The organism is Desulfobacteraceae bacterium (assembly GCA_022340425.1).
Taxonomy (GTDB): domain Bacteria; phylum Desulfobacterota; class Desulfobacteria; order Desulfobacterales; family JAABRJ01; genus JAABRJ01.
The window spans coordinates 1-24,806 of sequence record JAJDNY010000004.1 but is presented as its reverse complement, the minus strand read 5'-3'; the positions used below and the strand labels follow the sequence as shown (position 1 = coordinate 24,806).

Here is a 24,806-nt window from a genome sequence, read left to right as displayed (position 1 = left end):
AACGGCTGCCAAGCTTTTGGCTGCCGCCTTGCCGCCGTTCAGCAAACCGATTCCTTCCACCGTGCTGCCGCCCCGCAGAGCTTGAGGCCGGGCATGACCGTGTTGCGACCGGCCGCTTTGGCCTTGTAGAGCATGGCGTCGGCTTCCCGCAGCAGCCCCGCCTCGTCGAGATCGCGGCGGAGCGCGGAAACCCCGAAACTGGCGGTCACCGAAAGGCTGCGGCCCTCGGGAAGACCGATGGTCAGATTCTCGATTTTGGAGCGCAGCCGTTCGGCCAATTCCATGGCGTGCGATTTTTTGGTTTGCGGCAGGATCACCACGAATTCCTCCCCGCCGTAGCGGGACAGGTAATCCCCCTTGCGGATGGTGCCGAGAACGGTCGCGGCCACTTTCTGCAGAACGCGGTCCCCGGCCTGATGGCCGAAGCGGTCGTTGACCTGCTTGAAATGGTCGAGGTCGAACATGATCAGGGAGGCCTCCTGGCCGTAGCGCTGGGCATTGGCCACCTGGTGGGCCAGCTGGCGGTCCATGACCCGGCGGTTGTAGCAGTTGGTCAACGGGTCCACCGCTGCCGCATTTTCCAACCTTTTGACGGTCATCAGATGGGACAGGGCAACGCCCAGGGTCTTGATCAGGGTCTGCAGAATCTCATTGTGGTAGGCGAACATGTGTCGGTTGGGCAGCACGTAGAGCCGCGCGACGCACGCGCCGTCCAACAGCACGTAGGACAGGAGGTCGGTGGTCTGGAAGGTGACCGGGGCGCGGAGGGCCTCCGTCCCTTGTCGCAGCGGACGGATCTCCAGGGCGCCGGTCTGGCTGAAATCCTTTTGCAGGATGTTTTGCAGCGCCGGCCGGCCCAACCGCGGGTCGACCCAGGCGGTGAGCTTTTCCTCGTCCTGCATCGCGAAGGCGAACATCTTGTAGTTCAAAAGCGCTTTCAGACACCCCCCGAGCTCCAGCAGAAGGCCCTCCAGGCTGCGGGCCTGGTTGATTTTGAGGCTGTAGTGGTTGAGGGTTTTGTAATCCGCGCCTTTTTTCAGGCCCCAAAAGAGGTTCAGCAGCGCCAAGGTGTGGCGGCGAAACGATCTGGTCTCCTGGTTTGGCATGATCCTGTGTCCTTGCTTCAGATGAGTGCCAGCGGCCTGCCGTAAAGCACAGCATTTTTCGTACCAAAATTATAAAACTATGAATTTGTTTAATATTTAAGATTTCGAGGGACGATGGGCGGCAAAACCTGCCCCGGTGCTGAATTGGCCCGGGGGCGTGGCGGGCAAAATGTTCTGGGCGGCCGCCGAAGCTTCTCGCCCGCCGTCGGCCGGCAAGCGGGTGGGGGCCCGGGGCGCAGCCAGGCCATGGGAACGGCGCCAACGGGGCGTCAAAAGGTTGACGACCGCCCGGCGGGCCGCTGGGTGCGCAGCCGCCGCGTGCGGCTCGAAACCGGCTGGGCACGCACCTGGGGCAAGGTTGACAACCCCTGCAAAGGTCCTTAGCGTTGTATGCCGAGAGGCCGCGGGGGCAAGCTTTAAACCCCCCTTAGCCACCCCAAATCGGCAACGCTTGCTGCACCGTCGCGCCAACTGGCGCATCAAGAGGAGAATCTTACATGGCTTTTGAAACCAAAGAGGAAGTTCTCGAAAAAATCCTGAACCAGGAAAAACCCAAGTGTCCCCATTGCGGTCAGGAAATGAGCATCTGGGAGGTACCGCCGGTGGCCTTCAGCGATGGGCTCGGCTGGGGGGTTCCCTACCTGTTCGTCTGCTTCAACGACGACTGCCCGGCTTACAAAGGCGGCTGGGAGCACATGAAAGACACATACGGCTCCAACTCCTCATACCGGACCGTGTGCTATCCCGGGTCGGGAACCCCAGAATTCGAATGCATGCCGGTCTTTAGCTCCATGGGAGGCCAGGGCCAGGTGGTGGACGAGGAAGTCCTGGCGGCCCAGGAGGCCCTCAAGGAGGCCATCAAGCGCGGGTTTTCGGTGTTGGCCGGGTGCTATACGTCAAAAGATTGGCTGACGGTCTCACGCATTCTTTTGGACCCCACCGAGCCGGTCCGGGTTCGGGTCAAGGCGGCCGAGATGATCGGCGATTTTGGTGATCTGGAGGTGGTGGAACCCCTTCGCAACCTGAAATTCGGAAACGAGATCCTGCAGGAAAAAGTCAACAGCGCCATCGGTCACATCCACCAGCGCTTTTTCACCCGCGAGTGTCCGTTCTGCGCCGAGATCATCAAGCAAAGGGCCAAGGTCTGCAAGCACTGCGGCAAGGAGGTGGCCGGCTTATAGTCCGGGCGGAGGGGCTTTCAAGCCCTCTGCGGGTGTTGAACGTTCACCCGCATCATGTCGTAGGATTTGAAAATAATCGCCTCGCGCTCCCGTCGCTCCGCCGCCAGCGGTTGCAGCGGGGTGGATTTCAGGTACTCCCGGGCCGCCGTTTTGGAAGGAATGGCGGCCATTGTTTTGCCGATTCTCCGGCCTGAAACCGTGTCGATGACAACGGCTGCGGCGCCGTCGCAAACCACCGCCAGCGGCAGTTGCCGGCGGTTGACGAGGCGCGCCGCGGCCGTGATTTCACGCTCCCATGAGCCCAGGGACCCGGCGGGACACTTGACCGCCATGAAGCCCACGCCGTCCACGCTGACCAAAAGATCGATGCGGGAGCGGTACGGCTCCCCCTGGACGGTCACTTCGAAGGCGTGGTCCACCGCGATATCGCTTTTGGCGAACCCCTTCTCGGTCACCAGGAAGCGCTCCAGCGCCTGACGGTTGCGCTCGGCCCCGATATCGCCGACCGTTTGGCCGGTCACAAAATCGACCAGCGTGTCATCGAATACCTCTTTCTCCTTCATTTCCAGCATCTCCCACTTCCCCCGGACACCCTTTGCGGGGAAGTTTCCGGGGTTTACCGCTCCAAAAGCAACGCTCCGGTCATCTCCGGCGGCCGCTCGATCTCCAGCAGGGACAAAAGGGTCGGGGCGATATCGGCCAGACATCCCGGACGCAGGCGCGCTGAGCGTTGCCGGTCGTCGATCAAAATAAACGGCACCGGATTCAGGGTGTGGGCCGTGTGGACGCTGCCGTCGGCGTTGGCCATCAGCTCCGCGTTGCCGTGATCGGCTGTCAGCAGCACCACCCCGCCGGCTGCTCTGACCGCGCCCACGATTTGGCCCACGCAGGCATCCACCGCTTCACAGGCGGCGATCGCCGCCGGCAGCACCCCCGTGTGCCCCACCATGTCCATGTTGGCGAAGTTGAGCACGATCACGTCGTAGCGCCCGCCGGCGATCCGCGCCAGCACCTCGTGTGTGACGGCCAGAGCGCTCATCTCGGGTTTCAAATCGTAGGTCGGCACCTCCTTGGGGGAGGGTACCAGGAAGCGGTCTTCACCGGCGAAGGGCGTTTCGTCGCCGCCGTTGAAAAAATACGTCACGTGGGCATATTTTTCGGTCTCCGCAATCCGGAGTTGGGTCAATCCAGCACGGCTGAGGACCTCTCCCAAAACCCGCCGGATTTTTTCCGGCGGGAAAACCACCGGCAGGTCGAAGGATTCGTCATAGCGGGTCATGCAGGCATAGCCGCACAGGGCCGGCAGCGTCCGGCGCAGGAAACCGTCGAAAGCCGGGTCGGTAAAGGCCCGGGTGATCTGGCGCGCCCGGTCGGCCCGGAAGTTGAAGAAAAGGACCCCGTCGCCGTCGGACACCAGCCCCCTCGGGCGGCCGGTCGGGTCGGTGAGGACGATAGGGCGGACAAATTCGTCGGTTTCCCCCGCCCCGTAGGACTCGCGCACAGCGGCAAGGGGGTCGCGGGCGCTGCGCCCCTCGCCCTCGGTATAGAGCCGGTAGGCGATCTCGGTGCGCTCCCAGCGGCTGTCGCGGTCCATGGCGTAAAAACGGCCGCAAACCGTGGCCAGGGCGCCGAAGGCATGCCGCGCAATATGCGCCTGCAGCTGCTCCAGATACGCGAGACCGCTGTCCGGCGGGGTGTCCCGACCGTCCAGGATGGCGTGGACGAAAACCCGTGTCAGCCCCTGCGCCGCGGCGGTTTCCAGCAGCGCCAGGAGGTGGCGCAGCTGGCTGTGGACGCCGCCGTCGGACACCAGCCCCATCAGGTGCAGCGCCCCCCCGCCGGCCCGAATGCGGCCGAAGAGGTCCAGCACTACCGGATTGCGGGCCAGGTCGCCGCTTTCCACGGCGCGGTCGATACGCAGCAGGTCCTGGTAAACCACGCGGCCGGCCCCGATGTTCAGATGGCCCACCTCGGAATTGCCCATGATGCCGGCCGGAAGGCCGACGGCCTGCCCGGCGCATTGCAGCTGGGTGTGCGGGTAGGCGGCCTGAAGCGCCGCCAGATGGGGCGTTTTTGCCATGGCGACCGCGTTGCCGGCGGTTTCCGACCGAATTCCCCAGCCGTCCAGGATCATCAGCAGACACGGTTTCGGTCTAGTCATGGCACACCTCCTTGTCCCCGCAGGTCGTCTGGATGTCCGTCAGGCGCTCGATTTTAACGCGCGGGGCGTCGGCCCACAACCCCTCCAGATCGTAGAATTGGCGGATCGGTTCGTAGAAGACATGGATTACCACGTAACCGTAGTCCAGCAGCACCCAATGGCCCTCCCGGGCCCCCTCGACACTCAGCGGGCGAATACCCGCATTTTTCAGCTCCCGCTGAACATGGTCGGCAATGGCGCTCACCTGGCGGTTGGATTTGCCGCTGCAGATGATGAAATAATCGGCCAGGGAGGTCAGGTCGTGGACATCCAGCACCACCAGGCCGAGCGCCTTGCGGGCCAGAATGGCCTTTACGAAAGGGTCGATATGCGTATCCTGGGCAGCCGTCATCGATAAATTCCTTTTTCTCTGATATAGGCCTCAACCCGCTCGGGCACCAGGTAGCGGATCGAGCGCCCCTGCCGCAGGGCCGCCCGGATGCGGGTGGAGGAAATGCTCAAGGGGGTCACGTTCATGAAATAGACCGGCTGGAAGTGGGCATCCGCGAGCCGGTCGGGGGCGGGCCGAAAACCGTAAGACGGCGAGATGGCCGCCTGGAGCAGCGTCTCCACCCGCTTGAACGTCTGATTGTCGGTCTCCGCTGCCGCTTCGGGCCGGATCATGACGATAAAGGGCGTTAAGCGGAACAGATCGCGGCAGGCCTTCCAGGAGTCGATCTCCAGAAAGGCGTCCAGACCCACCACCAGGAACAAGCGGGTGGCGGACGGCAATTTGCGCTTGAAAAACCGCACCGTGTCGATGGTGTAGGAGGGGCCTGGGCGCTTGATTTCGACGCTTGACGCGCTGAGGCCGGTGTGCCCCCGGGTGGCCTGGCGGATCATGGCCAGACGATCCGTGGCGCTGGCCAGAAACTCCGGCTGCTTGTGGGGCGGGAGGGCGGAGGGGATCAACAGGATCCGCTGCAGGTCAAAGGCTTCGAGCACTTCCTGGGCCGAGCGCAGGTGCCCCAGGTGGATCGGGTTGAAGGTTCCTCCGAAAAGGCCGATGCGGTTCACCGAAACCCCTTAATCTGCCGCGCTGCCGGAAGGTGGGCGATAGCCTGGTGCGGGTTGTGTGGGCGGCGGGCCTTCAGAGCGCGAATTCGCCGGTAAGCGCCAGGTTGTCGCGGTGGATGACCTCGTCGTAGGGTTTGTAGCCGAGCACCGACTTGATCCGGTTGGAGCGCAGTCCCATGATCTTGCGGATGTCGGCCGAGTTGTAGTTGACCAGGCCGATACCCAGGACGTCGCTGTTGCCCCGTTTGAATTCCACCGGCGCCCCGATGCCGAATTCGCCCTCGACCGCGACGATGCCGCTGGGTAAAAGGCTCTTGCCCTTGTGCAGGACCGCCTCTTCTGCGCCGGCGTCGATCTGCAGCGCCCCCTGGGGTTTGAGGTTGAAGCCGATCCAGCATTTGCGGCTGGCGAGCTTCTCCTGTTTGGGAACGAAGAAGGTGCCGTGGTTTTCGCCTGCGAAGAGCGCCAGCAGGATGTCGAGTTTTTCACCGCGCGCGATCACCATCGGCACCCCGGCGGTGGTGAGCTTGCGGGCCGCCTTGATCTTGCTGAGCATGCCGCCGGTGCCCAGGGCGCCGGGAATGTCGCTGGCAAATTTTTCGATCTCACGTTTGAAGGTGCTTACCTGGGGGATGAGGGCGGCATCCCGGTGGCGCCGGGGGTCCTTGTCGTAGAGACCGTCGATGTCGGTCAGATTGATGAGAATATCGGCGTTCATCAGCAGGGTGATCATGGCGGCCAGATTGTCGTTGTCGCCAAACTGGATCTCCTGGACCATCACCGTGTCGTTTTCGTTGACGATGGGAATGATCTGCCATTCCAGCAGGGTATTGATGGTGTTGCGGGCGTTCAGGTGGCGCTTGCGGTTGGCCAGGCCGTCGCTGGTCAACAGGATCTGGGCCACTTTTTTGTTGTCCTTTTCGAAGGCCTTTTCATATTCCCGAATCAGGGTGGCCTGTCCCACGGCGGCAATCGCCTGACGTTCCGGGATCGCTTCGGGGCGTCGGGCGAGGCCCACTTTCTTCATGCCGGAGGCCATCGCCCCCGAGGAAACCAGGATGATTTCCAGCCCGCGGTTGCAGAGCTGACTGATCTGATGGCTGATGGCATGCAGCGCCCTGAGATTCAGGCCGTTGTCTTCGGTCAGGACATTGCTGCCGACCTTGACGACGATGCGCTTGGCCCGGTCGAAACACGCTTTACGGTAACTGTTCATCGCATTTGTCCAGAAGGCAGACGACCTTGGATTTTAGCGCTGGGAGGCCCTCGCCGGTCACCGCCGAGATGCACACAATCTCGATTTCGGGCAGGGCTTGTTGAAAATCCGCGGCTTTCTGCTTGGCCTCCGGCAGGTCCAGCTTGTTGAGCACCACGATCTGGGGTTTGGCCGCCAGTTCGGGCTTGTAGGACCGCAGTTCCGCGTTGATGGCGTGGTAGTCCCTCAGCGGCTGCCGGGAATCGATGGTGCCGGCGTCGATCAGGTGAACCAGGAGGCGGGTGCGTTCAATGTGCCGCAGAAACTGAATCCCCAGACCGGCACCCTGGTGCGCCCCTTCAATCAGCCCCGGGATGTCGGCCACCACGAAGGGGGCGCCCCAGTCGGTGGTGACGACCCCCAGGTTGGGTTCGAGCGTGGTGAAGGGATAGCTGCCGGTTTTAGGGCGCGCGGCGGATATGGCGCCGATGAGGGTGGATTTGCCGGCGTTGGGCAGGCCGATGATTCCCACATCGGCCAGTAGCTTGAGTTCCAGCTTGAGCTGGTGCGCTTCGCCGGGCTCTCCGGGCTGGGCGAAACGGGGGGCCCGGTTGGTGGCGGTGGCGAAGCGTCTGTTGCCCCGTCCGCCGCGTCCGCCCCGGGCGACCCGAAAATTCTCGCCGTCGGCGGTCAGGTCCCTTAAAAGCTCTCCCGTGCGGGCATCGTAGACCAGGGTTCCCGGCGGAAGCTCGATGACGAGGTCTGCGCCGTTTTTACCGGTTTTCTGCGCGCCCTCGCCGCCGGCGCCGTTGGCGGCTTTGAAACTGTGCTGGTATTTGAAATGGTGGAGCGTCCGTTTGCGCGAAGTGGCCAGCAGCAGGACATCGCCGCCCTTTCCCCCGTCGCCGCCGTCCGGCCCGCCCCGGGGAATGAAGCGCTCCCGGCGAAAACTGACGCAGCCGCGCCCGCCGTCTCCGGACTGCACGCTGATCGTGGCCTCGTCAATGAATTTCAATCTGCGTAAACGCTGACCTTTTTTCGGGAGCGGCCCAGGCGCTCGTACGCTACAACCCCGTCAATTTTGGCGAACAAGGTGTAATCCTTGCCCATGCCAACATTGGTTCCGGGGTGGATCTTGGTGCCCACCTGGCGCACCAGGATATTGCCGGCCCTGACCGGCTGACCGCCGAAACACTTGACTCCGCGCCGCTGACCGGCGCTGTCACGACCGTTTTTGGAACTGCCCCCTGCTTTTTTATGTGCCATTGTGAAACTCCTTCAATTATAAGACCTGCCACCGGTCCCCGGTCGGACGCGGTTTCGGCAAATGGTAGTAGTGATGAAGCAGTAAAAAGTTAAAAACCAGACGGTTTCGAAAAAAGCGCCAAGTTTAAGGCGCGCAAATCTCTGGGAGTGAGGCGTAATGCTTTACGCCGCAACGACTTCGAGATGCAGCGCAACGCAGAAATTGGCCTTTTTGCGGAACCGTCAATGGTGTCCCGGCCCCATCGGCGCATCCGACGGGAAGACCGGCGACTACACCTCGATGCGGTCGATTTTGACCGCCGTGAAAGGCTGCCGGTGTCCCATTTTGCGGCGATAGCCCTTGCGGCGTTTGAACTTGAAGACCAGCACCTTGGAAGACTTGGCCTGTTCGACGATGTGGCCGTGAACCGCGGCGTTCTCCACAAGCGGCTGGCCGATCCGGACATTCTCGCCGTCGGAGTACATCAAGACGTCGAAGGTTACGGGGGTCCCGACCTCGCCGGGCAGCTTCTCCACCCGTAAGGTTTCCCCCGGCTGAGTTCTGTATTGCTTTCCGCCTGAATTCACCACAGCGTACATCGGCTTGACCCTCCTTTATATCTTTGGGATACCTGCAAAATCGTAATCGCGGGTTGATTGGTGATCAATAAAAATTTGACGATGCGCTAAAAAGCTCCAAATAGTAATTAATTCCGAAATTTTGTCAAGAAAAATATTCCGCCGTCCGTCCGCGCCCGGCCCGGCCGGGGGTGGGGGCTCACGGGGCGCGAAGTCCCCGAGCGGCTTGGCGCCCGAGCACCCCTGATGACCGATTTTTCCATCCGAAAACGGCCGTTGGGGCATCGAAAGGAGTCTGAAATGAAGCCCTTTACCAGCTTTGAAGCCCATCACTGCGACGCGCATGGCATCCGTGCGGCCTCCCTGACGCTGATCGGGGAAGCCCCGCTCTTGATACGGGTCCAGGGGCGGCGCGCATCCCTGGGGATGCGCACACCGGGGGATGAGATTCCCCAGGCCGCAGGTTTCTGCCTTGCCGAGGGGATTGTCGACGCCGCGGGCGATATCACCCATTTGGACTATGCCCAAAAGGGGGTGGATGCCATCGTCGACGTCACCCTCAGCGCGGCACGCTGGGCGGCCGTGGCCGATCGCCTTGAAGGGCGGGATGGCGCCCGGGCCGGCCAGGCCGAGGTGGACAGCGACCGGTTGATCGCGGCCCTGGCGGACCAGGTGCCGCGCTTTCCCGCCGCCGATGGTCTCCTGGACGGGCGGCTGGCGCTGGACTGCCTGCAGCGGCTGGACGAATTGCAGCCCCTGCGGGGCAGGACGCGCGCGGCGCATGCCGCCGCCTTGTTAAGTGCCGATCTGACCCTCTTGACCGCGGTCGAGGATGTCGGGCGGCACAACGCCCTGGACAAGGCCGTCGGTCGGCTCCTGCTGGGGGGCACCCTGGGTGCCGCCGCCCTGCTGGTGCTCTCCTCCCGGATCAGCTTCGATCTGGTTCAGAAGGCGGCCCGCGCCGGCGTGGCCGTCATTTTTTCCATGTCCCGCCCCACCCGCCTGGCGGTTCAGACCGCTCTATGGCTCAACATGACCCTCGCCTGTCTGGCGCGGCCGGCCGGTCTGCTGGTTTTTTGCGGCCAAGAACGCATCCGGTGGTAGTCAGCGCCCTCCGCTGAAGGCGCCCTGGGGGCCGGCCGGACGGATATTTTCCGGGCGCAACCCAAAAGCCAAAGGGGCGATCCAACCTGAATCGCCCCTCTGGATGCTGCCGTATCGGGAGGTTTCGGGGTTACCCGGCGGCCTCCTCCTTGACCGAAATCGCGATCTTGAAGAGCGCCGTCAGGACCAGGGCCCCCATCGCGTAGATGCCCAGGGTGATCAGGATCTCGGGGATGGTCGGTGCGTACTCGTTGACATGGTGCAGCGGGGAGGGCACGAAACCGCCGGAAATCATGCCGAGTCCCTTGTCGATCCAGGTGCCCACGAAAACCGCAACGCAGGCCACCGCCAGCACCCCTTCCTGCTTGCGAGTGACCGGGTTGACCAGCAGGATGATGCCCACCGCCATCAGCCCCATGGAGGTCCACATCCAGGGCACCAGCGCCCCTTTGCCGTGCAGGCCGACAAAAAGGTATTTGATATGCGCGGTGTGCTCGGGGATGTTGCTGTAGAAGGCCACGAACACCTCGCAGAGGAAGAAAAAGACGTTGATGCAGATGGCGTAGGCCACGATTTTGGCAAGGGACTGGATCTGCTCCCGGCCGGGGTCGAAGTTGGTCATCCTGCGCACCACCAGGCAGAGCAGAATCAGAAGTGCCGGGCCGGCGGCGAAGGCCGATGACAAAAAGCGCGGCGCCAGGATGGCCGTCATCCAGAAGCCCCTGCCGGGAAGCCCGCTGTAGAGGTAGGCCGTGACCGTGTGAATGCTGATCGCCCAGGGGATGGAAAGCAGAATGAACGGTTTGAGCCAGGGCGGGTAGGAGGTGCCGTTGCGTTCGGCTTCCAGGACGTTCCAACCCACGACGATGTTCAGAAAAAGGTAGCCGTTGAGGACGATCATGTCCCAGAAAAGCACCGAGCGGGGCGAGGGGTAGAAAAGGACATTGAACATCCGCATGGGCTGGCCCAGGTCCACCAGGATCAGTAGCAGGCACATCACCAGCGAGGCCACCGCCAGGAACTCGCCCAGGATCGTGATCTTGCCGAAGGCCTTGTAGTTGTGGAGGTAGTAGGGCAAAACGACCATCACGCCGCCGGCGGCCACCCCGACCAGGTAGGTGAAATTGGCGATGTAGAAGCCCCAGGAGACATCCCGGCTCATGCCGGTAATGCCCAAGCCGAAGTTCAGCTGTTGCAGGTAAATCAGGAAGCCCACCCCGACCACGCCGGCCAGCAGGGTCATCCACCCCCAGTATCTCTTGCTGCCTTTTATCGCGAGTTCAAGCATGATCACCTCACACGATGTAATAGACGCTGGGTCCGGTGCCCAGGTTCTGTTTACGGCGAATCGTATAGTTTTCCCGCAGGACCTTGCGCACTTCCGATTCCGCGTCGTCCAGGTCGCCGAAGGTCAGGATCCCGTTGGAGGCTTCCACACAGGCCGGCTGTTGGCCCACCGCCAGGCGTTCAGCGCAGAAGTTGCACTTTTCGACGACACCTTTCATCCGGGTGGGGAATTGCAGGTTGGTTTCCTTGATGAACGGCCGCGGGTCGCGGAAGTTGAAGCTGCGCGCACCATAGGGGCAGGCCGCCATGCAGAAGCGGCAGCCGATGCAGCGGTGAAAATCCATCATCACGATGCCGTCGGATTCCCGTTTGAAGGTCGCCTGGGTGGGGCATGCGCGGCAGCAGGGCGGATCCTCGCAATGGTTGCAGAGCACGGGCAGGGCGATATGCTCGAGATGCTCGTTGAGGAAGTTGGTCTCTTTTTCGGGAAAGGCGTTGTGGTAGGCCTCCGCCCAGATCCACTTGATTTCGTGGTTTTCGGTTTTAAGCTCCGGAATGTTGTGGATCTTGTTGCAGGCCGCGATCATCGGTTCGAGATCTTCCGGCGAGTGGATCTTGCGGGTGTCCACTATCATGCCCCAGTGGGTGCCCTTGAGCGCGGTTTCGCCTTGAATCATCTGGGGGGCGTGCAAAACCTCTTCTTTCGCAAAAGCGTCCAGGACCGGGCTGGCGCCCAGGCCCAGCGCCGAAATGCCGGCGATCTTCAGGAAATCTCTTCTGCTGTCTTCCATCACTTTGTCTCCTTCGGATTATCGATATGGCAGTCCCAGCAGTAAGGGCTCACCGAGGCATAATTGTGACACCGGTCGCAAAACTCGGTTTTGTTGGAGTGGCAATCCAGACAGGTGTTGGAAAGGCTCATGGTGAACTGTTTGCCCTGCTCGTTGACGTAGACACGCCGACCGTCACGGGTGACCGTATCCCGCCAGACGTCCAGCAGCTGCATGTGCTCCACTTTCATATATTCCGTGGGGCGCACGCACTCCTTGGCGGCCTTGGCCTTGGGGGTCAGGATCACCTCCGGCGGCGGGGCGGCCTTGCCCATGTTGAACCAGAAGGGGAAGGTCATGAGCACCACGAATATCGCTAATCCGGCGATGATATACTTTTTGTCATTCATTCGTGTCATCCTCCGTTCCCGGCAGCGGTTCGCCGCGCAGGTCTGTCTCTCGGTCATTTTCTCCCGGCAGAATCAAGGCGTTGGCGACCAGCTCATGCAGGCCGGTGACATCGACTTCCGGCACCCAATACTCCATCAGGGCCGGCAGGACCGCGCGGTCGATGGCGCAAACGCAGGCCAGCATGTTGACCCCGTGCTTTTTGTGGACGTGCTTGACCGCATTGGCCCGCGGCAGGCCGCCGGCCATGCGCAGTTCCATGTCCTCGCCGGCGTTCAAGCCCGCGCCGCTGCCGCAGCAGAAGGTCTGCTCGCGGATGGTGTTGGCCGGCATTTCGTAGAAATGGTTGCAGACGTTTTTGATGACGTAGCGCGGTTCATCCAGCAGCCCCATGCCGCGGGCGGGGTTGCAGGAGTCGTGGAAGGTGACCTTGAGGTGGTCGTTGCGCCGGACGTCCAGATCCAGTTTGCCGTGTTTGATGAGGTCGGCGGTGAACTCCGCGATGTGAACCATCTTGGTGGACTTGGCATTTTCGAACTTGGTGCCGGTGATCGGCGAGACGGGCTCCTCGAGGAAGTCGGCCGGCCCGTTCATGGTGTCCATGTACTGGTTGATCACGCGCCACATGTGCCCGCACTCGCCGCCGAGAATCCACTTGACCCCCAGGCGCTTGGCCTCCAGGTACATCTTGGCGTTGAGGCGCTTCATGGTTTCGTGGGAGGTGAAGAAGCCGAAGTTGCCGCCCTCCGAGGCGTAGGTGCTCCAGGTGACGTCGAACCCGTATTTCTCCTTCAGGAAGTGGAAGAGAATCATGTACCCCATGCAGGTGTAGGTGCCCGGGTCGGCGAAGACGTCCCCCGACGGGGTGATGAACAGGATGTCGGCGCCTTTCTTGTTGAATTGGGGATCCACCCGCACACCGGTTATCTCCTCGATGTCGTCCACGAAGAACTCCAGCATGTCCTTGAAGGCATGCGGCTGGATGCCGAGGTGGTTGCCGGTGCGGTAACAGTTGGCCACCGGGGTGGCGATCCAGTCGATGTTCAGTCCCAGCAGGTTGAGCAGCTCGCGGCCGATGATGGTGATTTCGGCGGTGTCGATGCCGTAGGGGCAGAAAACCGAGCAACGGCGGCACTCGGTGCACTGGAAGAAATAGTACCACCACTCCTTGAGGACATCCAGGGTCATCGGGCGGGCGCCGATCTGCTTGCCGAAGCCCGCCTTGGCGAGAATTTTGCCGGCGGCGGTGAAATCGTTGCGGTAGACCGAGCGCAGCAGCTCGGCCCGCAGGACCGGCATGTTCTTGGGGTCCCCGGTGCCCAGGAAGAAGTGGCATTTATCGGCGCAGGCCCCGCAGCGGACGCAAATGTCCATGAAGATCTTGAAGCTGCGGAAGCGCTCCAGGCGCTCCTTGAGGCCCTCGTGGATTATCTGCTGCCAGTTTTCGGGCAGCTGCCAGTCGTCCTCCAGCGGGTTCCAGGGCCGGGCGTAGGGCAGCCCCAGGGTCTCGACGCTTTTGGGGTTGGACGCATAGCAGTACATGCCTTTGCGGATGTTGATCGGGGTGTCCATCCAGCCGGTCAGCTTGGGCGGCTTGTGGTCGATCTGGCTGAAATATTCGTCTGATTTCGGAAGATCACTCATTACTTACTCCTTTTCCTCTGGCGCCTGGGGTTCCGGCTGTTTGTCCACCGGCAGACCGGCCTCGATCATTTTCTCACGGAATTCGTCTTCATAGGCCTCGTAGGTATGAACTTTGACCGGGTAGTTCCACGGGTTGACATGCCGTCGGGCGCGCGTATCGGTGGGCAGGTTGCGGGTCGGGCTGAGAAAAACGCCGCCCAGGTGCATCAGCTTGCTGAAGGGAAAGTATGCCAGAAGAACGCTGACGAAGAACAGATGGACATAAAAGATGCTGCCGACGCCTTCGGGAATCGTGGGGTGGAAGGTCACCAGGCCCATGGTAAGCTCCTTGGCGGCCGTGATGTCCACCTTGGTGAAGTAGCGCATCATGATGCCGGTGAGGGCGATCCCGCCGATCAGAAACAGCGGAAAGTAGTCCGAGGCCAGCGAAATGTACTTGACGTTGGGAATGAAAATGCGCCGTAGAAAGAGGTAGAGGACCGCGGCCAGCAGGACGATGCCCGAGAGATAGACCACCGGCAGCCCGAACTGGAAGAAGGCGTCCACGCGTTCGATCATTTGGACAAAACCCGGCACAGGCTCGGTGAAAAAGCGCAGGTGGCGGATCAGGACCGTCAGGAAGGTGTAGTGAAAGGCGAGCGCACCGATCCACAGGAAGATTTCCAGTTTGTACTGCAGCCGGTCGCCGTCCTTTTTGGCCGCCCGGGTGTTGCGGAAAAGCGAACGGAACGTGACGATTTCAAAAAACATCCGGGCGATCACGCCCCAGGTGGTGGTGGGGTTGTCGATCTTGTTCTGCTTGATCCAGGGCAGCGACATCTGCTGGCCGCAGGTGGTCGGAATCCGGAACGGAACGGCCGAGCGGCCCCAGCCCATCACCCGGTTGAAAAAACCGGCCAGAAACGCGATGAAAGCCACGTAGGGGATGATGATGCCGAAGAGCAGCTGGCCTCCCGGGACCTTGACGCCCAGATAGGCCAGTGCGAACAGCAGAAGGACTGCTACGAGAGAAAATAGATAGTTCACATTCATTTAGCGTAACCTCTCTGCCTTGCCCCCGATAAAGCAGTGGGCGTGCCCGCGCGTCTGTCCCCCCACGGGTCCTGGCCGGAACCGCGCCGGCACCCGTGATTTCATGGCCGGGCCGCCGCGGCGCAAACGCCGGATATCCTCTGCCGTACCGTGAGCCTCCTGAAAAATTAAACGTTAACATCCCCGGGAACCGGGTTAATTTTCCGGGTCCTCTTTGATCAAGCCCGCTCTTGCGAATGCACGGTATATGGTGTTGCGCTCGGTATTGGCCTTCAGCTGGTAGATCTTCTCGCGGCACTCCATGAAGAGGTCAAAGGCCAGAAAGCCGAGCGTGTCGATGCGGCTTTCGAGCTCAACCAGCGCCTCCTGCAGTTGTTGGGCGTAAATTTCCTTGCCGAAATTGCGACGGAGTACTGTTTTGAGCGAAAAGATGAAAGCAATTGCCTGGGATGGCGTGAAGGCCTGGACCGCCCGGATGCGGATCAGCGGGTCGAGAAAAGGCAGCGCGCCTTCGCGGTCGATGCCGTGGACAACCTGGTCGAAAAGCCCGCTCAACCCGTCGCGAAAACTCATGCCCACCGGGTTGCTGAAGGGGTCCTGCTGTTTCTTGAGAAATTGGCCGGCGTCGGGGGCATAGGATGCCGCCACCTCGTCAAACCATTTGGAGACGACCGCGGATTTTCTTTTCTCCAGAAAAAGCGCCAGGTTTTTTTGACTCAAAATTGCTCCAGGAAATGAATTTTGTTACCGGGGGTGGGCCTCCAGGTGAAACCGGGAATAAACGACAAACCGGTCTGGCCGGCCCCTGGCCGAGGTGCCAAATTAAGGCAAATTCTATAATCAAGTTCATCTGGGCTGTCAAGGATAAAGGGGTAAGATGACAAGTTAAATTTTACCCTTTTGAAAAACTTTCAACGGGTTAAGGGTGCGGCCGGGGGGATTCGCTCCGCCTCTGGTGCCGCTCAATCGCCCCCGCCGGTCAAATCCCGGTGGCGGCGGGCGAAGCGGTCCGCCGCGGCCCTGTTGCCCAAGGCCGTGTAGCAGGCGGCAAGCGCGGCGGCCGCCTGGGGTGCGTCCGGATATTTGCGCAGGACCGCGATCGCTTCCTGCGGCCGGTTGCGGTTGACGAAGTTGATTCCCAGGCAGATGTTGAGCGCCTCGTTTTGGGGAAAGTGTGAAAGCGCCTGCTCCAGCAGGGCGGCAGCCTGGTCAAAGGCCCCGGCCTGCTGGTAAAGGATCGCACGTCCCAGAAAGGCCCGCGGGTCGGGGTGATAGGCCAGGGCGCGATCGTAGAGCCGGGCCGCAAGGCCGCCGCGATCGGCAATGGCCCCGATCCGGGCGTAGTCGCCGTGGCTGAAGGTCATGGCCAGGCGCGACAGAAAATCGGCGTGCAGGGGGGCGAAATCGGGGTCTTCCAGCAGCCGGATGTTTGCCACGATATCCGGCAGGAGGCGGTAAAACCCCTCCCGCAGCTGCCGGCCCCAGCGTTTCACCTGCTCGGGCGTCAGCGCCGGGTCGTACTCGCAGTAGATGATGTCCTCGATGCGGTTCAGCCAGATGTCGTCGTCCAGGCCGAAGCGGCGGCAGAAATCGGCGTACAAGGCCGTGCCGGGAAAAACGTCGAGCACGTAGAAGATGACGCTCAGCGGCTTGATGGCGGCGATCAACGCCAGGGTCTCGGCGATGGTGTGGTCGCTTTCGCCGGGGCAGCCGTAGATGAAGTAGGCCCGGCTGAAGAGGCCGTGGCGCACGGTGAGGTCGAAGGCGCGTTTGATCTGCTCTGTTTCCAGCGGTTTGTTGAGGCTCTGGCGGATGGCCGCCGACCCGCTTTCCACTCCGTAGCTGATCTGGGTGCAGCCGGCCCGCCGCATCCAGGCCAGCACCTCGGGCTGCACCAGGTCGACCCGCGAGATGGCCGCCCAGCTGATGGGCAGCCGGCGCCGGATGATTTCCCGGCAGATGGCGATGACGCGCTTGGCGCTGACCATGAAGGTGTCGTCGGAGACGTAGAAGAACGTCACCCCTTGGCGGTAGAGCAGTTCCAACTGGTCGACGAAATAGCCGCTGGAGTGAAACCGCACCCGAGGCCCCCAGAAGAGCGGCGAGCCGCAGAAGGTGCAGTTGCCGGGGCAGCCGCGGGTCAGCGCCACGTGCTGAAACCGGAAATAGCGGGCCGGCTGGGGCAGGACGTCCAGGTTGCGAATCGGTTTGGGCGCCGGGTTGCAGACCGGGCCTCTGCCGTCGCGCCAGGCCAGGCCCTGGATCGCCGCCGGATCCGGGGCCGGCGCCTTCTCAAGGGCCTGCACCAGGTGCAGCAGGGGAAACTCGCCCTCGCCGACCACGACGTAATCGATTTCCGGGAAATGGGTCAGGAAATGGCGCCACAGAAAGGTGGGTGTTACCCCGCCGAAAACCGTGACCACGGCCGGGTTGAGGGCCTTGGCGAGGCGCGCGACCTCGATGCCGCCCCAGCGGTTGGCGTTTAGGATCGAAAAGCCGATCACATCCGGCTGCTCGTCGGCCAGCAGGGCGCGGATCCGCTCCGGGGCATCTTTCAGCCCCTGCAGGTTGAGAATCTCCACCGCGTGGCCCTTGGCCTTCAGCAGGGCGCCGATATAGTAAAGCCCGATGGGCGCCACGTAAACGTCCTCCTGATGGAGGCGCTCTTCCAGGCAGTAGGGGTAGATCAGCAGGACCTTCATCGTCTCGGCTCGGTAGCGGCGGGAACCAAGCCCGGCGGCTGGCCTCTTAGCGGGCTGGTCGGCCGCCGGGCGGGCGTTTGACTTTCGGTGGTGCGGTTGTTAGGGATGGCCACCCGGGCGGCCTGGGCGCAGTGCCGGCGCCCGGCCGCGCGGCAATTCGCCTTGACCGGAGAAGCTGCCCATGGGGTCATCCCGCCGCTGGGCGATCTTCCTGATCGCCTCGGCGCTTTTCGTATTTTCGCAGTTTTACCGGGCCTCCATCGCGGTCATCAGCCCTCGCCTGATGGCCGATGTGGGCCTGGATCCCCGCGGGCTGAGCCTGATGTCGGCCGCTTTTTTCTACGCCTTCGCCCTGACCCAGATACCCATCGGCATATTCCTGGACCGCATCGGGCCGCGCCGCACCATGACCGCCCTCTCGGTGGTGGCCGTGGCCGGGGCGCTGGTCTTCGCCTGGGGGGATAGCCTTGCAGCCCTGGCGACAGGCCGGGTGCTGCTGGGCATCGGGATGGCCTGCAACCTGATGGGGGCCTTCAAGCTGTTGACCCTCTGGTTCAGCCCGCTGCAGTTCGCGACCCTCTCGGCGCTGGTGGTTTCCATCGGGACGATCGGCAATCTCACCGCCACCACCCCGCTCGCGCTCCTGGTGGGCTGGGTCGGCTGGCGTTGGACGTTTTCGCTCTTCGCCGGTCTCAACCTGGCCCTGGCCGTGGCCTTTTTCGTGGTGGTGCGCGACCGGCCGCAAACTTCCCCGGCGGCCCCGGCCGCTCTCCCGCCGCCCGCCGCCGGCCCGGGCTTTTTCTCCGACCTCGGCCGGCTTTTGCGAAACCGCGACTTCTGGATCATCTCCCTGGGCACCTTCAGCCGCTACGGGATTTTTGCCGCGGTCCAGACCCTCTGGGCGGGGCCTTTTCTGATGACCGTCATGGGGCGTTCGGCCCTGGTGGCGGGCAACCTCATATTTCTCTTGAACATCGGCATGATCCTCGGCGGACCGCTCTGGGGGCGGCTTTCGGACACGGTTTTCAGAACCCGCAAAGGGGTGATCATCACCGGCCTGGCCTGCCTGGCGGCGGACATCGGCGCCCTGGCGGTCATCCCGGCCGCTGCCGGGTCCGGGCTGCTGGCGGCGCTTTTTTTCGGCTTCGGCTTTTTCGCCAGCGCCGGCGGGATCATGTACACCCACATCAAGGAGCTGATGCCCATCGAGATGGCGGGGACCGCCATGACCGGGATCAATTTCTTCACCATGATCGGGGCGGCCGCCTTCCTGCAGGGAATGGGCGGGCTGATGCAGGCCCTTTACCCCGAAGCCGCTCTGGGGCCGGCGGCCTTCAAGGCGGCACTCGTCCTCTGCGGCGCCTGCCTGCTGGGGGTGGCCGCGCTCTACGGGTTTACTCGGGACACGCCGCGTTCCTGATTGCGCTGGGTGCGGCGCCCGCCCGGGCGGGGGCGTTTTTGAGGCTTGCCAGGGCCAGGTAGAGGGCCCCCACGGCCAGTTCGGCGCAATGAAAATGGTCGCGCGGCAGGGTCTCGAGAAACGCGCCAACCGCCTCGGGGGTGATCTCCCAGGCCGTTTCAGGCGGGCGGCCGGCGGCCATCTCGACCACCGTGTTGGCGCAGGCGGTGGTGTGCAGGCAGCCGTTGGTGTCGAAGGCCGCGGTCTGGATGCGGCCTTCGCGGACCATCAGGAAGATCTCCACCGTGTCGCCGCACTCGCCGGTGCGTTTGCCGTAGCCGTCCGGGTTGTGAAGCCTTTCGCGGCGGTCGTGGCGAAAGGCCATTTCCAGAAAATTGCACGAGTGGTCCTGCCAGAAGTCGAAGGGCCGTTGGGATGATGGCTCAGGCTGCATGTTTTCTTCTTTCGGGTTGATCGAATTGAGACGCCGAAACGGCGCTGCTGTCCGCCGGCGGCCTGCTACTGGTTGCCCAAACCGTTTTGCTGGCCGCAGTCCGGGCACTGCCAGGTGATGCCGTTGCAGGAAAGCCCCCAGAAATTCTCCAGCATGCACTCCTGGCAGATGGCAAAGCCGCAGCGGCAGGTCCAGCAGAAGGGCACCTGCTTTGCGCAGCAGTGGCACACCGGGTTGCGTTGACGGCGGGTGCGGCGCGGAGGCCGCGGCTTATATGCAGAGGAAGGCATGGGCGATTCTGATGCAGCGGTCCATGACCACGTCGATGCCCGCCTGCCGCAAGAGTTCGGCGGCCTCCCGGTTTTCGATGCCGGTCTGCATCCAGAAGGCACGGGGCGACAGGGCGAGCGCGTCGCGGGCATGGGGCAGGATGCGGACCGGATTGACGAAGGCATTCACCAGGTCGACCCGCTCGGGAATCTCCCCCAGCGAGCCGTAGGCTTTTTCCCCCAGAATTTCCCGCTGCGCGGCGCGCACGGGGATGATGCGGTATCCCTGCCGCTGAAGGTAGACCGCGATGCGGTGCGAGTCGCGCTCCGGCTTGGGGCTGAGTCCCAGCACCGCGATGGTGGCGGTGGCCTTTAGCAGGCGCCGGATGTCCCCGTCGTCGGTCACCAGGCGGCCCTCGCGGCCGTCTTGTCGTTTGGCGGTGGGCGTGTTATGGCTGGGGACCGACATGGACTGGATTACCTTTTTAAAGTGGTCCGCAAAGAACCGATTGTGCTGCAGTGGGCCGGGGTATGAAACCCTCACCGATTGCTGCCGGACGCCTTTTTAGCCCAAGTCCCCGCCGCCTGTCAACGCCCCCAACGCGGCGGACCTGCGACGGTCGCCCGCTTCCCGGCCGCGGGGGCGCCGCTCTGACCCCACACCCACGAGGACCCCTATGACCTCAACGTCAGACCCGGCCGTTGCGCCCCGCAACGGCGCCCCGTCCCTCTACCTGATCGACGGCACCGCCTACATCCACCGCGCCTACCATGCCATCCGCGGTCTGACCAACTCCAAGGGGCTGCCCACCAACGCCGTTTTCGGCTTTACGCGCATGCTGATCAAGCTCATGGCCGAGCGCCGGCCCGAATACGCCGCGATGCTCTTCGACGCCAAGGGGCCCACCTTCCGCCATGAACGCTACGAAGCCTACAAGGCCAACCGGCCCCCCATGGCCGAGGAGATGGCCGTCCAGATTCCGCTGATCAAGCGCGTCACCCGCGGTTTCAACCTGCCGCTGGTGGAGATGGCGGGCTTTGAGGCCGACGATCTGATCGGCACCTTGGCCCGTCAGGCCCAGGAGGAGGGCTTCTTCGTCGTCATGGTGACCGGCGACAAGGATTTCATGCAGCTGGTGACCGACACGGCGGTAATCTGGGACCCCATGAAGGAGAAAACCGTCGATCGCGCCGCCGTGCGCGCGGCTATGGGCATCGACCCCGGGCAGGTGGTGGATGTCATGGGCCTTGCGGGCGACAGCAGCGACAACATCCCCGGGGTGCCGGGAATCGGGCCCAAGACCGCCCAGAACCTGATCCAATCTTTCGGCAGCCTGGAGGCCCTTTATGCCGACCTGGGCAAGCTGAGCGCCAAGAAGCAGCAGGAGAAACTGTCCCAATACCGCGAGCAGGCCTTTTTGAGCCGGGAGCTGGCCACCATCGAGACCCGCGCCCCGCTGGCCTTCGATCCGCAGGAATATCGCCTCCGGGGGCCGGACAACGCCGCCCTGGCCGGGCTTTTCAAGGAGCTGGAATTTCGCCAGCTGCAGAAGGACTACCCCCAGGGGGCGGACCATTCGCGCAAGGACTACCGCCTGGTTCTCGACGATGAGGCCCTGGACTCGCTGGTGGCCCGCCTGGAAAAAGCCGAGCGGGTGGCGCTGGACACCGAAACCACCTCCCAGTACCCGATGCAGGCGCGTCTGGTGGGTCTTTCGTTTGCCGTTCAGCCCGACCAGGGCTTCTATATCCCCTGCGGCCACGACTACCCCGGCGTACCCCCCCAGCTTGCCCTGAAAACGGTCCTCGCGCGGCTCAAGCCGCTGCTGGAGAACCCGGCCGTGCCCAAGGTCGGGCAGAACATCAAGTACGACTGGATGGTCCTGGCGCGCCATGGGGTGCGGCTGGCCGGGGTGGTGTTTGACACCATGCTGGCCTCCTACCTCATCAACCCCTCCAAGCGGGCCCACAGCCTGGACCAGATCGCCCTGGACTTTCTCGACTACAAGACCGTTTCCTACGCGGAGGTGACCGGCACGGGCAAAAACGCCATCAATTTCTCCCAGGTGCCCCTGGACCAGGCGGCGGTCTATGCCAGCGAGGACGCCGATGTCACCCTGCAGGCCTGCGGGGTTTTGCAGCCGCAGCTGGCGGAAATCGGGCTGACCGAGCTTTTCGAAACGGTGGAGATGCCGCTGGTGGCGGTCCTGGTCAAAATGGAGATGGCCGGCATCCGCGTGGACGAGGCACGCCTGCGGGCGCTCTCCAAAGACTTCGAACACCAGCTTGAGCTGCTGGAGCGGGAGATCTACGCCCAGGCCGGCGAAACCTTCAACATCAAGTCCTCCCAGCAGCTGGGGGTGATCCTGTTCGATAAGCTCAAGCTGCCGACCCAGAAAAAAACCAAGAAGAAAACGGGTTACTCCACCGACGTGGAGGTTTTGACCGCGCTTGCGCTCCACCACGAGCTGCCCGCCCTGATCCTCAAGCACCGCACCCTGGCCAAGCTCAAATCCACCTACACCGATTCCCTGCTGGAGCTGGTCAACCGGGAAACCGGTCGGATTCACACCTCCTTCAACCAAACCGTGGCGGCCACCGGCCGCTTGAGCAGCTCGGACCCCAACCTCCAGAACATCCCCATCCGCACCGAGGAGGGCCGCGAGATCCGCAGCGCCTTCATCCCCCGCGCCGGCTGGCAGCTGGTCTCGGCGGATTACTCTCAGATCGAGCTGCGCATACTGGCCCATGTCTCGCAGGACGAGATTTTGATCAAGGCCTTCAGCGAAGGCGAGGACATCCACACCCGCACCGCCACCGAGGTTTTCGAGGTCCTGCCCAATTTCATCACCCCGGATCTGCGCCGCCAGGCCAAGGTGATCAATTTCGGGATCATCTACGGCATGAGCCCCTTCAGCCTGGCCAAGGAGCTCAACATCAGCCAGAAAATGGCCAAGACCTACATCGAGCACTACTTCGCGCGCTACAGCGGGGTCAAGGCCTACATCGACCGGACCATCGCCGAGGCCGCCGTCAGCGGCAGGACCAGTACGCTGCTCGGCCGGATCCGCCTGCTGCCCGAAATTCACAGCAAGAATCAGGTGGTCCGCGGGTTTGCAGAGCGGATGGCCATCAACACGCCCATCCAGGGGACCGCCGCGGACCTCATCAAGCTGGCCATGATCCGGGTGGACGCCGCCCTGGCGGGGCGCAAGCTCAAGAGCGCCATGCTGCTCTCGGTCCACGACGAAATCGTCTTCGAGGTGCCCCCCGAGGAAATGGACACGCTCACGGCGGTGGTGCAGGCGGAAATGGAAGGGGTCTGGGACTTGAGCGTGCCCCTCAAGGTGAACATCAGCCACGGCGGGAACTGGACCGAGGCGCACTGAGCGGAGCCCCAGCGGCCGTTAGCAGGCGGCGGACGGATCAATCGACGCCGGAATCCTCCAAACGCTCTATTGGGAAAACGCGTGCCCTTCAAAAACGGTCAGGATCACCAGACGATCTGAAAACACCTGATATACGATGCGGTAGTTCCCCTCGATCAGCTCTCGGATGTCGTCCCGCAAAAATTCTGGCACCTTGCGGCCGCTCAGCGGCGCCGTGAGGGCCTGCACCGCGCGATTCCTCAATTTTTCGACCCATCGTTTGGCTGCGGTCGGATTGTCGGCGGCAATATACCTTCGGATTTTCTGAAGGTCCCGTTGGGCTGTTTCGGTCCAAAATAGCTTCATATCTCCAAGTCCAGATTTTCATCCGGCACGATCCGGTCATTTTCAACATCCGCCAAGCCCTTTTGGACGGCGCTGATGAAACGGGCCTTTTCCGTGAGGAAATCGAAATCGGCTGGTGAAATCAGGACGGCGGCTGCTTTGCCGTTTTGGGTGATGACCAGTGGATGATGCGAGCTCTGTACGTCGTGGAGTATTTGAGAAGCTTTGGCTTTAAATTCCGACAGTGAAACGATATTCCTGGAAACACTCAGGGGTTTCATTTTGGCACCTTTGGATCAATTCGGGTTTGTTTTTAGTACCGAATATAGATCTTAATTTAGATACATTCAACAACGAATTGCGCTTGCTGTCAATTTTGAGAAAGCGGTAAGTCAAAAATCAGACTTTATCGTAAAAAACATTTCACCCCGACCGTGCGGTGTTTGTCGGAAAGGAACTTTGCCGGGCATCCCGGCAATAGACCGGGATTTACAACTCCCATTGGTCTGTGTTCCTTTTCTTGTGCGGACAAGAAAAGGAACCAAAAGAAGCCGCCCGCGTCCCGGGGCCCTGCGGGCTGCCCTGCGCTTCTCCTAGCCGGCGGGCCCTGTGGAACTCGCTTGCGCTCAGACAGCCACAGGGCTTTTATCGCCGGCTGCTGCGATGCTCGGCCCGGGACGACGGGACATAAAACACCTGCTTCACCAGGCGGTCTAAATCCGGGTGTCCTCTTAAAAAAACGTCCTATCTGCGGGGATTGACGGTTGAGTTGCTTAAGAGTTCAATTTCAAGGCGTGCAAATCTCGAGGAGTGAGGCGTGCATCTCTATGCCGCCGCAGCGACCTCGAGATGCAGCGCAACGCAGAAATTGGAATTTTTGCGGAACCGTCAAGACCGTGGGTAGTTGCCCATATGGGGCACAATGGCCTTGCCAAGCCAATCGATGCATTTCGCCAAATGGCGCATGTTGGTCAACCCCTCGTCGTCTTTCAGAACCTCACCCTTGCCCAGGCCAAAACCCATATTCCAGTAAGTCGAGCCGGGGATGATCATCCTGGACATCTGGAACATGTGGTTGATGGTGTCGTACACATGGGTGGCGCCGCCGCGCCGGACCGCCACCACCGCCGCCCCTATTTTTCCGGAAAAAGCGTGATCGTTGGCATAGGCCACATAACCCGCCCGTTCGATCAGGGCTTTCAAATCAGCCGATACAGCCGCGAAATAGGTTGGCGAGCCCAAAATCATGGCATCGGCCTTGAGCATCTTAGAAAAGACATCGTTGAATTTGTCCTTCTTGACGGAGCATTCGTTGTCCTTGTTTTCAAAGCACTTCTGACAGGCAATGCAACCGCGAATGGACGTTCCGCCAACCTTTACCAGTTCCGTTTCCCAGCGGGCATTTTTCAGTTCGGTGAGGACTTCCCTCAGAAGCAGTTCGGTGTTTCCTTCCTTGCGCGGGCTCCCGTTTACCGCCAATGCATACATAATGGTCTCCTTC

26 protein-coding genes are annotated in these 24,806 nt (G+C 62.1%); 4 read left to right on the top strand and 22 right to left on the bottom strand.

The genetic code is table 11. The features are described from left to right. Window positions 1-38: 38 nt before the first annotated feature. Complete coding sequence (locus LJE63_00350; GenBank protein ID MCG6905041.1) at window positions 39-1,106, bottom strand: GGDEF domain-containing protein; 1,068 nt, start codon at window positions 1,104-1,106, stop codon at window positions 39-41. 497 nt (window positions 1,107-1,603) lie between these two features. On the opposite strand from LJE63_00350, the gene LJE63_00345 reads away from it, so the two are divergent. Continuing rightward, window positions 1,604-2,287: a zinc ribbon domain-containing protein gene (locus LJE63_00345; protein MCG6905040.1), complete on the top strand. Its 684-nt coding sequence runs from the start codon at window positions 1,604-1,606 to the stop codon at window positions 2,285-2,287. A gap of 17 nt (window positions 2,288-2,304) precedes the next feature. Here the strand turns inward: LJE63_00345 and LJE63_00340 are convergent, their stop codons facing one another. From LJE63_00340 to rplU, 8 genes are all read right to left on the bottom strand, one after another. Then, a complete protein-coding gene (locus LJE63_00340) occupies window positions 2,305-2,859 on the bottom strand; it encodes a type I restriction enzyme HsdR N-terminal domain-containing protein (GenBank protein ID MCG6905039.1) in 555 nt (184 codons plus the stop codon). Window positions 2,860-2,903: 44 nt separating this feature from the next. Continuing rightward, on the bottom strand, window positions 2,904-4,448 hold the full coding sequence (gene gpmI, locus LJE63_00335) for a 2,3-bisphosphoglycerate-independent phosphoglycerate mutase (protein ID MCG6905038.1): 1,545 nt from the start codon (window positions 4,446-4,448) through the stop codon (window positions 2,904-2,906). Continuing rightward, window positions 4,441-4,839, bottom strand: coding sequence for a ribosome silencing factor (gene rsfS / locus LJE63_00330; GenBank protein ID MCG6905037.1), 399 nt, complete (start codon window positions 4,837-4,839; stop codon window positions 4,441-4,443). Before rsfS ends, gpmI begins: the two co-directional genes overlap by 8 nt. Next, complete coding sequence (gene nadD / locus LJE63_00325; GenBank protein MCG6905036.1) at window positions 4,836-5,504, bottom strand: nicotinate-nucleotide adenylyltransferase; 669 nt, start codon at window positions 5,502-5,504, stop codon at window positions 4,836-4,838. The genes rsfS and nadD overlap by 4 nt, the downstream gene beginning before the upstream one ends. A gap of 73 nt (window positions 5,505-5,577) precedes the next feature. Further along, the gene (proB, locus tag LJE63_00320; GenBank protein ID MCG6905035.1) at window positions 5,578-6,720 is read right to left on the bottom strand and encodes a glutamate 5-kinase; all 1,143 of its coding nucleotides are present in this window, start codon (window positions 6,718-6,720) and stop codon (window positions 5,578-5,580) included. Beyond that, window positions 6,704-7,714, bottom strand: coding sequence for a GTPase ObgE (gene obgE / locus LJE63_00315; GenBank protein ID MCG6905034.1), 1,011 nt, complete (start codon window positions 7,712-7,714; stop codon window positions 6,704-6,706). The genes proB and obgE overlap by 17 nt, the downstream gene beginning before the upstream one ends. Continuing rightward, a complete protein-coding gene (gene rpmA / locus LJE63_00310) occupies window positions 7,711-7,965 on the bottom strand; it encodes a 50S ribosomal protein L27 (protein MCG6905033.1) in 255 nt (84 codons plus the stop codon). Before rpmA ends, obgE begins: the two co-directional genes overlap by 4 nt. 270 nt (window positions 7,966-8,235) lie before the next feature. Continuing rightward, entirely contained in the window at window positions 8,236-8,544 is a 309-nt protein-coding gene (gene rplU, locus LJE63_00305; protein MCG6905032.1) for a 50S ribosomal protein L21, read from the bottom strand. Window positions 8,545-8,823: 279 nt separating this feature from the next. Here rplU and LJE63_00300 point away from each other — a divergent pair, with 279 nt between their 5' ends. Continuing rightward, on the top strand, window positions 8,824-9,627 hold the full coding sequence (locus tag LJE63_00300) for a formate dehydrogenase accessory sulfurtransferase FdhD (protein ID MCG6905031.1): 804 nt from the start codon (window positions 8,824-8,826) through the stop codon (window positions 9,625-9,627). A gap of 130 nt (window positions 9,628-9,757) precedes the next feature. On the opposite strand, the gene nrfD is transcribed toward LJE63_00300, so the two are convergent. The 7 genes from nrfD to LJE63_00265 all read right to left on the bottom strand — a co-directional run bounded on the left by nrfD (window position 9,758) and on the right by LJE63_00265 (window position 17,470). Beyond that, entirely contained in the window at window positions 9,758-10,915 is a 1,158-nt protein-coding gene (nrfD, locus tag LJE63_00295) for a polysulfide reductase NrfD (GenBank protein ID MCG6905030.1), read from the bottom strand. A gap of 7 nt (window positions 10,916-10,922) precedes the next feature. Continuing rightward, the gene (locus tag LJE63_00290) at window positions 10,923-11,705 is read right to left on the bottom strand and encodes a 4Fe-4S dicluster domain-containing protein (protein ID MCG6905029.1); all 783 of its coding nucleotides are present in this window, start codon (window positions 11,703-11,705) and stop codon (window positions 10,923-10,925) included. Beyond that, window positions 11,705-12,094, bottom strand: coding sequence for a sulfate reduction electron transfer complex DsrMKJOP subunit DsrJ (gene dsrJ, locus LJE63_00285; GenBank protein ID MCG6905028.1), 390 nt, complete (start codon window positions 12,092-12,094; stop codon window positions 11,705-11,707). Before dsrJ ends, LJE63_00290 begins: the two co-directional genes overlap by 1 nt. Continuing rightward, on the bottom strand, window positions 12,087-13,736 hold the full coding sequence (locus LJE63_00280) for a (Fe-S)-binding protein (protein ID MCG6905027.1): 1,650 nt from the start codon (window positions 13,734-13,736) through the stop codon (window positions 12,087-12,089). The genes dsrJ and LJE63_00280 overlap by 8 nt, the downstream gene beginning before the upstream one ends. Window positions 13,737-13,739: 3 nt before the next feature. Next, on the bottom strand, window positions 13,740-14,768 hold the full coding sequence (gene dsrM, locus LJE63_00275) for a sulfate reduction electron transfer complex DsrMKJOP subunit DsrM (GenBank protein ID MCG6905026.1): 1,029 nt from the start codon (window positions 14,766-14,768) through the stop codon (window positions 13,740-13,742). A gap of 195 nt (window positions 14,769-14,963) precedes the next feature. Further along, on the bottom strand, window positions 14,964-15,488 hold the full coding sequence (locus LJE63_00270) for an RsbRD N-terminal domain-containing protein (GenBank protein MCG6905025.1): 525 nt from the start codon (window positions 15,486-15,488) through the stop codon (window positions 14,964-14,966). 242 nt (window positions 15,489-15,730) lie between these two features. Further along, the gene (locus LJE63_00265; protein ID MCG6905024.1) at window positions 15,731-17,470 is read right to left on the bottom strand and encodes a cobalamin-dependent protein; all 1,740 of its coding nucleotides are present in this window, start codon (window positions 17,468-17,470) and stop codon (window positions 15,731-15,733) included. 181 nt (window positions 17,471-17,651) lie between these two features. Between LJE63_00265 and LJE63_00260 the strand changes: the two genes are divergently transcribed. After that, complete coding sequence (locus LJE63_00260; protein MCG6905023.1) at window positions 17,652-18,890, top strand: MFS transporter; 1,239 nt, start codon at window positions 17,652-17,654, stop codon at window positions 18,888-18,890. On the opposite strand, the gene LJE63_00255 is transcribed toward LJE63_00260, so the two are convergent. From LJE63_00255 to LJE63_00245, 3 genes are all read right to left on the bottom strand, one after another. Further along, window positions 18,865-19,323, bottom strand: a complete 459-nt coding sequence (locus tag LJE63_00255) for an iron-sulfur cluster assembly scaffold protein (GenBank protein MCG6905022.1) — start codon at window positions 19,321-19,323, stop codon at window positions 18,865-18,867. The two genes, LJE63_00260 and LJE63_00255, sit on opposite strands and share 26 nt — an antisense overlap. A 65-nt stretch (window positions 19,324-19,388) precedes the next feature. Then, window positions 19,389-19,613 (bottom strand): hypothetical protein, encoded by a 225-nt coding sequence (locus LJE63_00250; GenBank protein MCG6905021.1) that lies wholly within the window; start codon window positions 19,611-19,613, stop codon window positions 19,389-19,391. Further along, entirely contained in the window at window positions 19,594-20,061 is a 468-nt protein-coding gene (locus LJE63_00245; GenBank protein ID MCG6905020.1) for a CoA-binding protein, read from the bottom strand. The genes LJE63_00250 and LJE63_00245 overlap by 20 nt, the downstream gene beginning before the upstream one ends. A 208-nt stretch (window positions 20,062-20,269) precedes the next feature. Here LJE63_00245 and polA point away from each other — a divergent pair, with 208 nt between their 5' ends. Next, the gene (gene polA, locus LJE63_00240) at window positions 20,270-22,981 is read left to right on the top strand and encodes a DNA polymerase I (protein ID MCG6905019.1); all 2,712 of its coding nucleotides are present in this window, start codon (window positions 20,270-20,272) and stop codon (window positions 22,979-22,981) included. 66 nt (window positions 22,982-23,047) lie between these two features. Here the strand turns inward: polA and LJE63_00235 are convergent, their stop codons facing one another. From LJE63_00235 to LJE63_00225, 3 genes are all read right to left on the bottom strand, one after another. Further along, complete coding sequence (locus LJE63_00235) at window positions 23,048-23,326, bottom strand: type II toxin-antitoxin system RelE/ParE family toxin (protein MCG6905018.1); 279 nt, start codon at window positions 23,324-23,326, stop codon at window positions 23,048-23,050. Continuing rightward, on the bottom strand, window positions 23,323-23,586 hold the full coding sequence (locus tag LJE63_00230) for a type II toxin-antitoxin system Phd/YefM family antitoxin (protein ID MCG6905017.1): 264 nt from the start codon (window positions 23,584-23,586) through the stop codon (window positions 23,323-23,325). Before LJE63_00230 ends, LJE63_00235 begins: the two co-directional genes overlap by 4 nt. A gap of 607 nt (window positions 23,587-24,193) precedes the next feature. Then, window positions 24,194-24,793, bottom strand: coding sequence for a flavodoxin family protein (locus LJE63_00225; GenBank protein MCG6905016.1), 600 nt, complete (start codon window positions 24,791-24,793; stop codon window positions 24,194-24,196). Window positions 24,794-24,806: the final 13 nt, after the last annotated feature.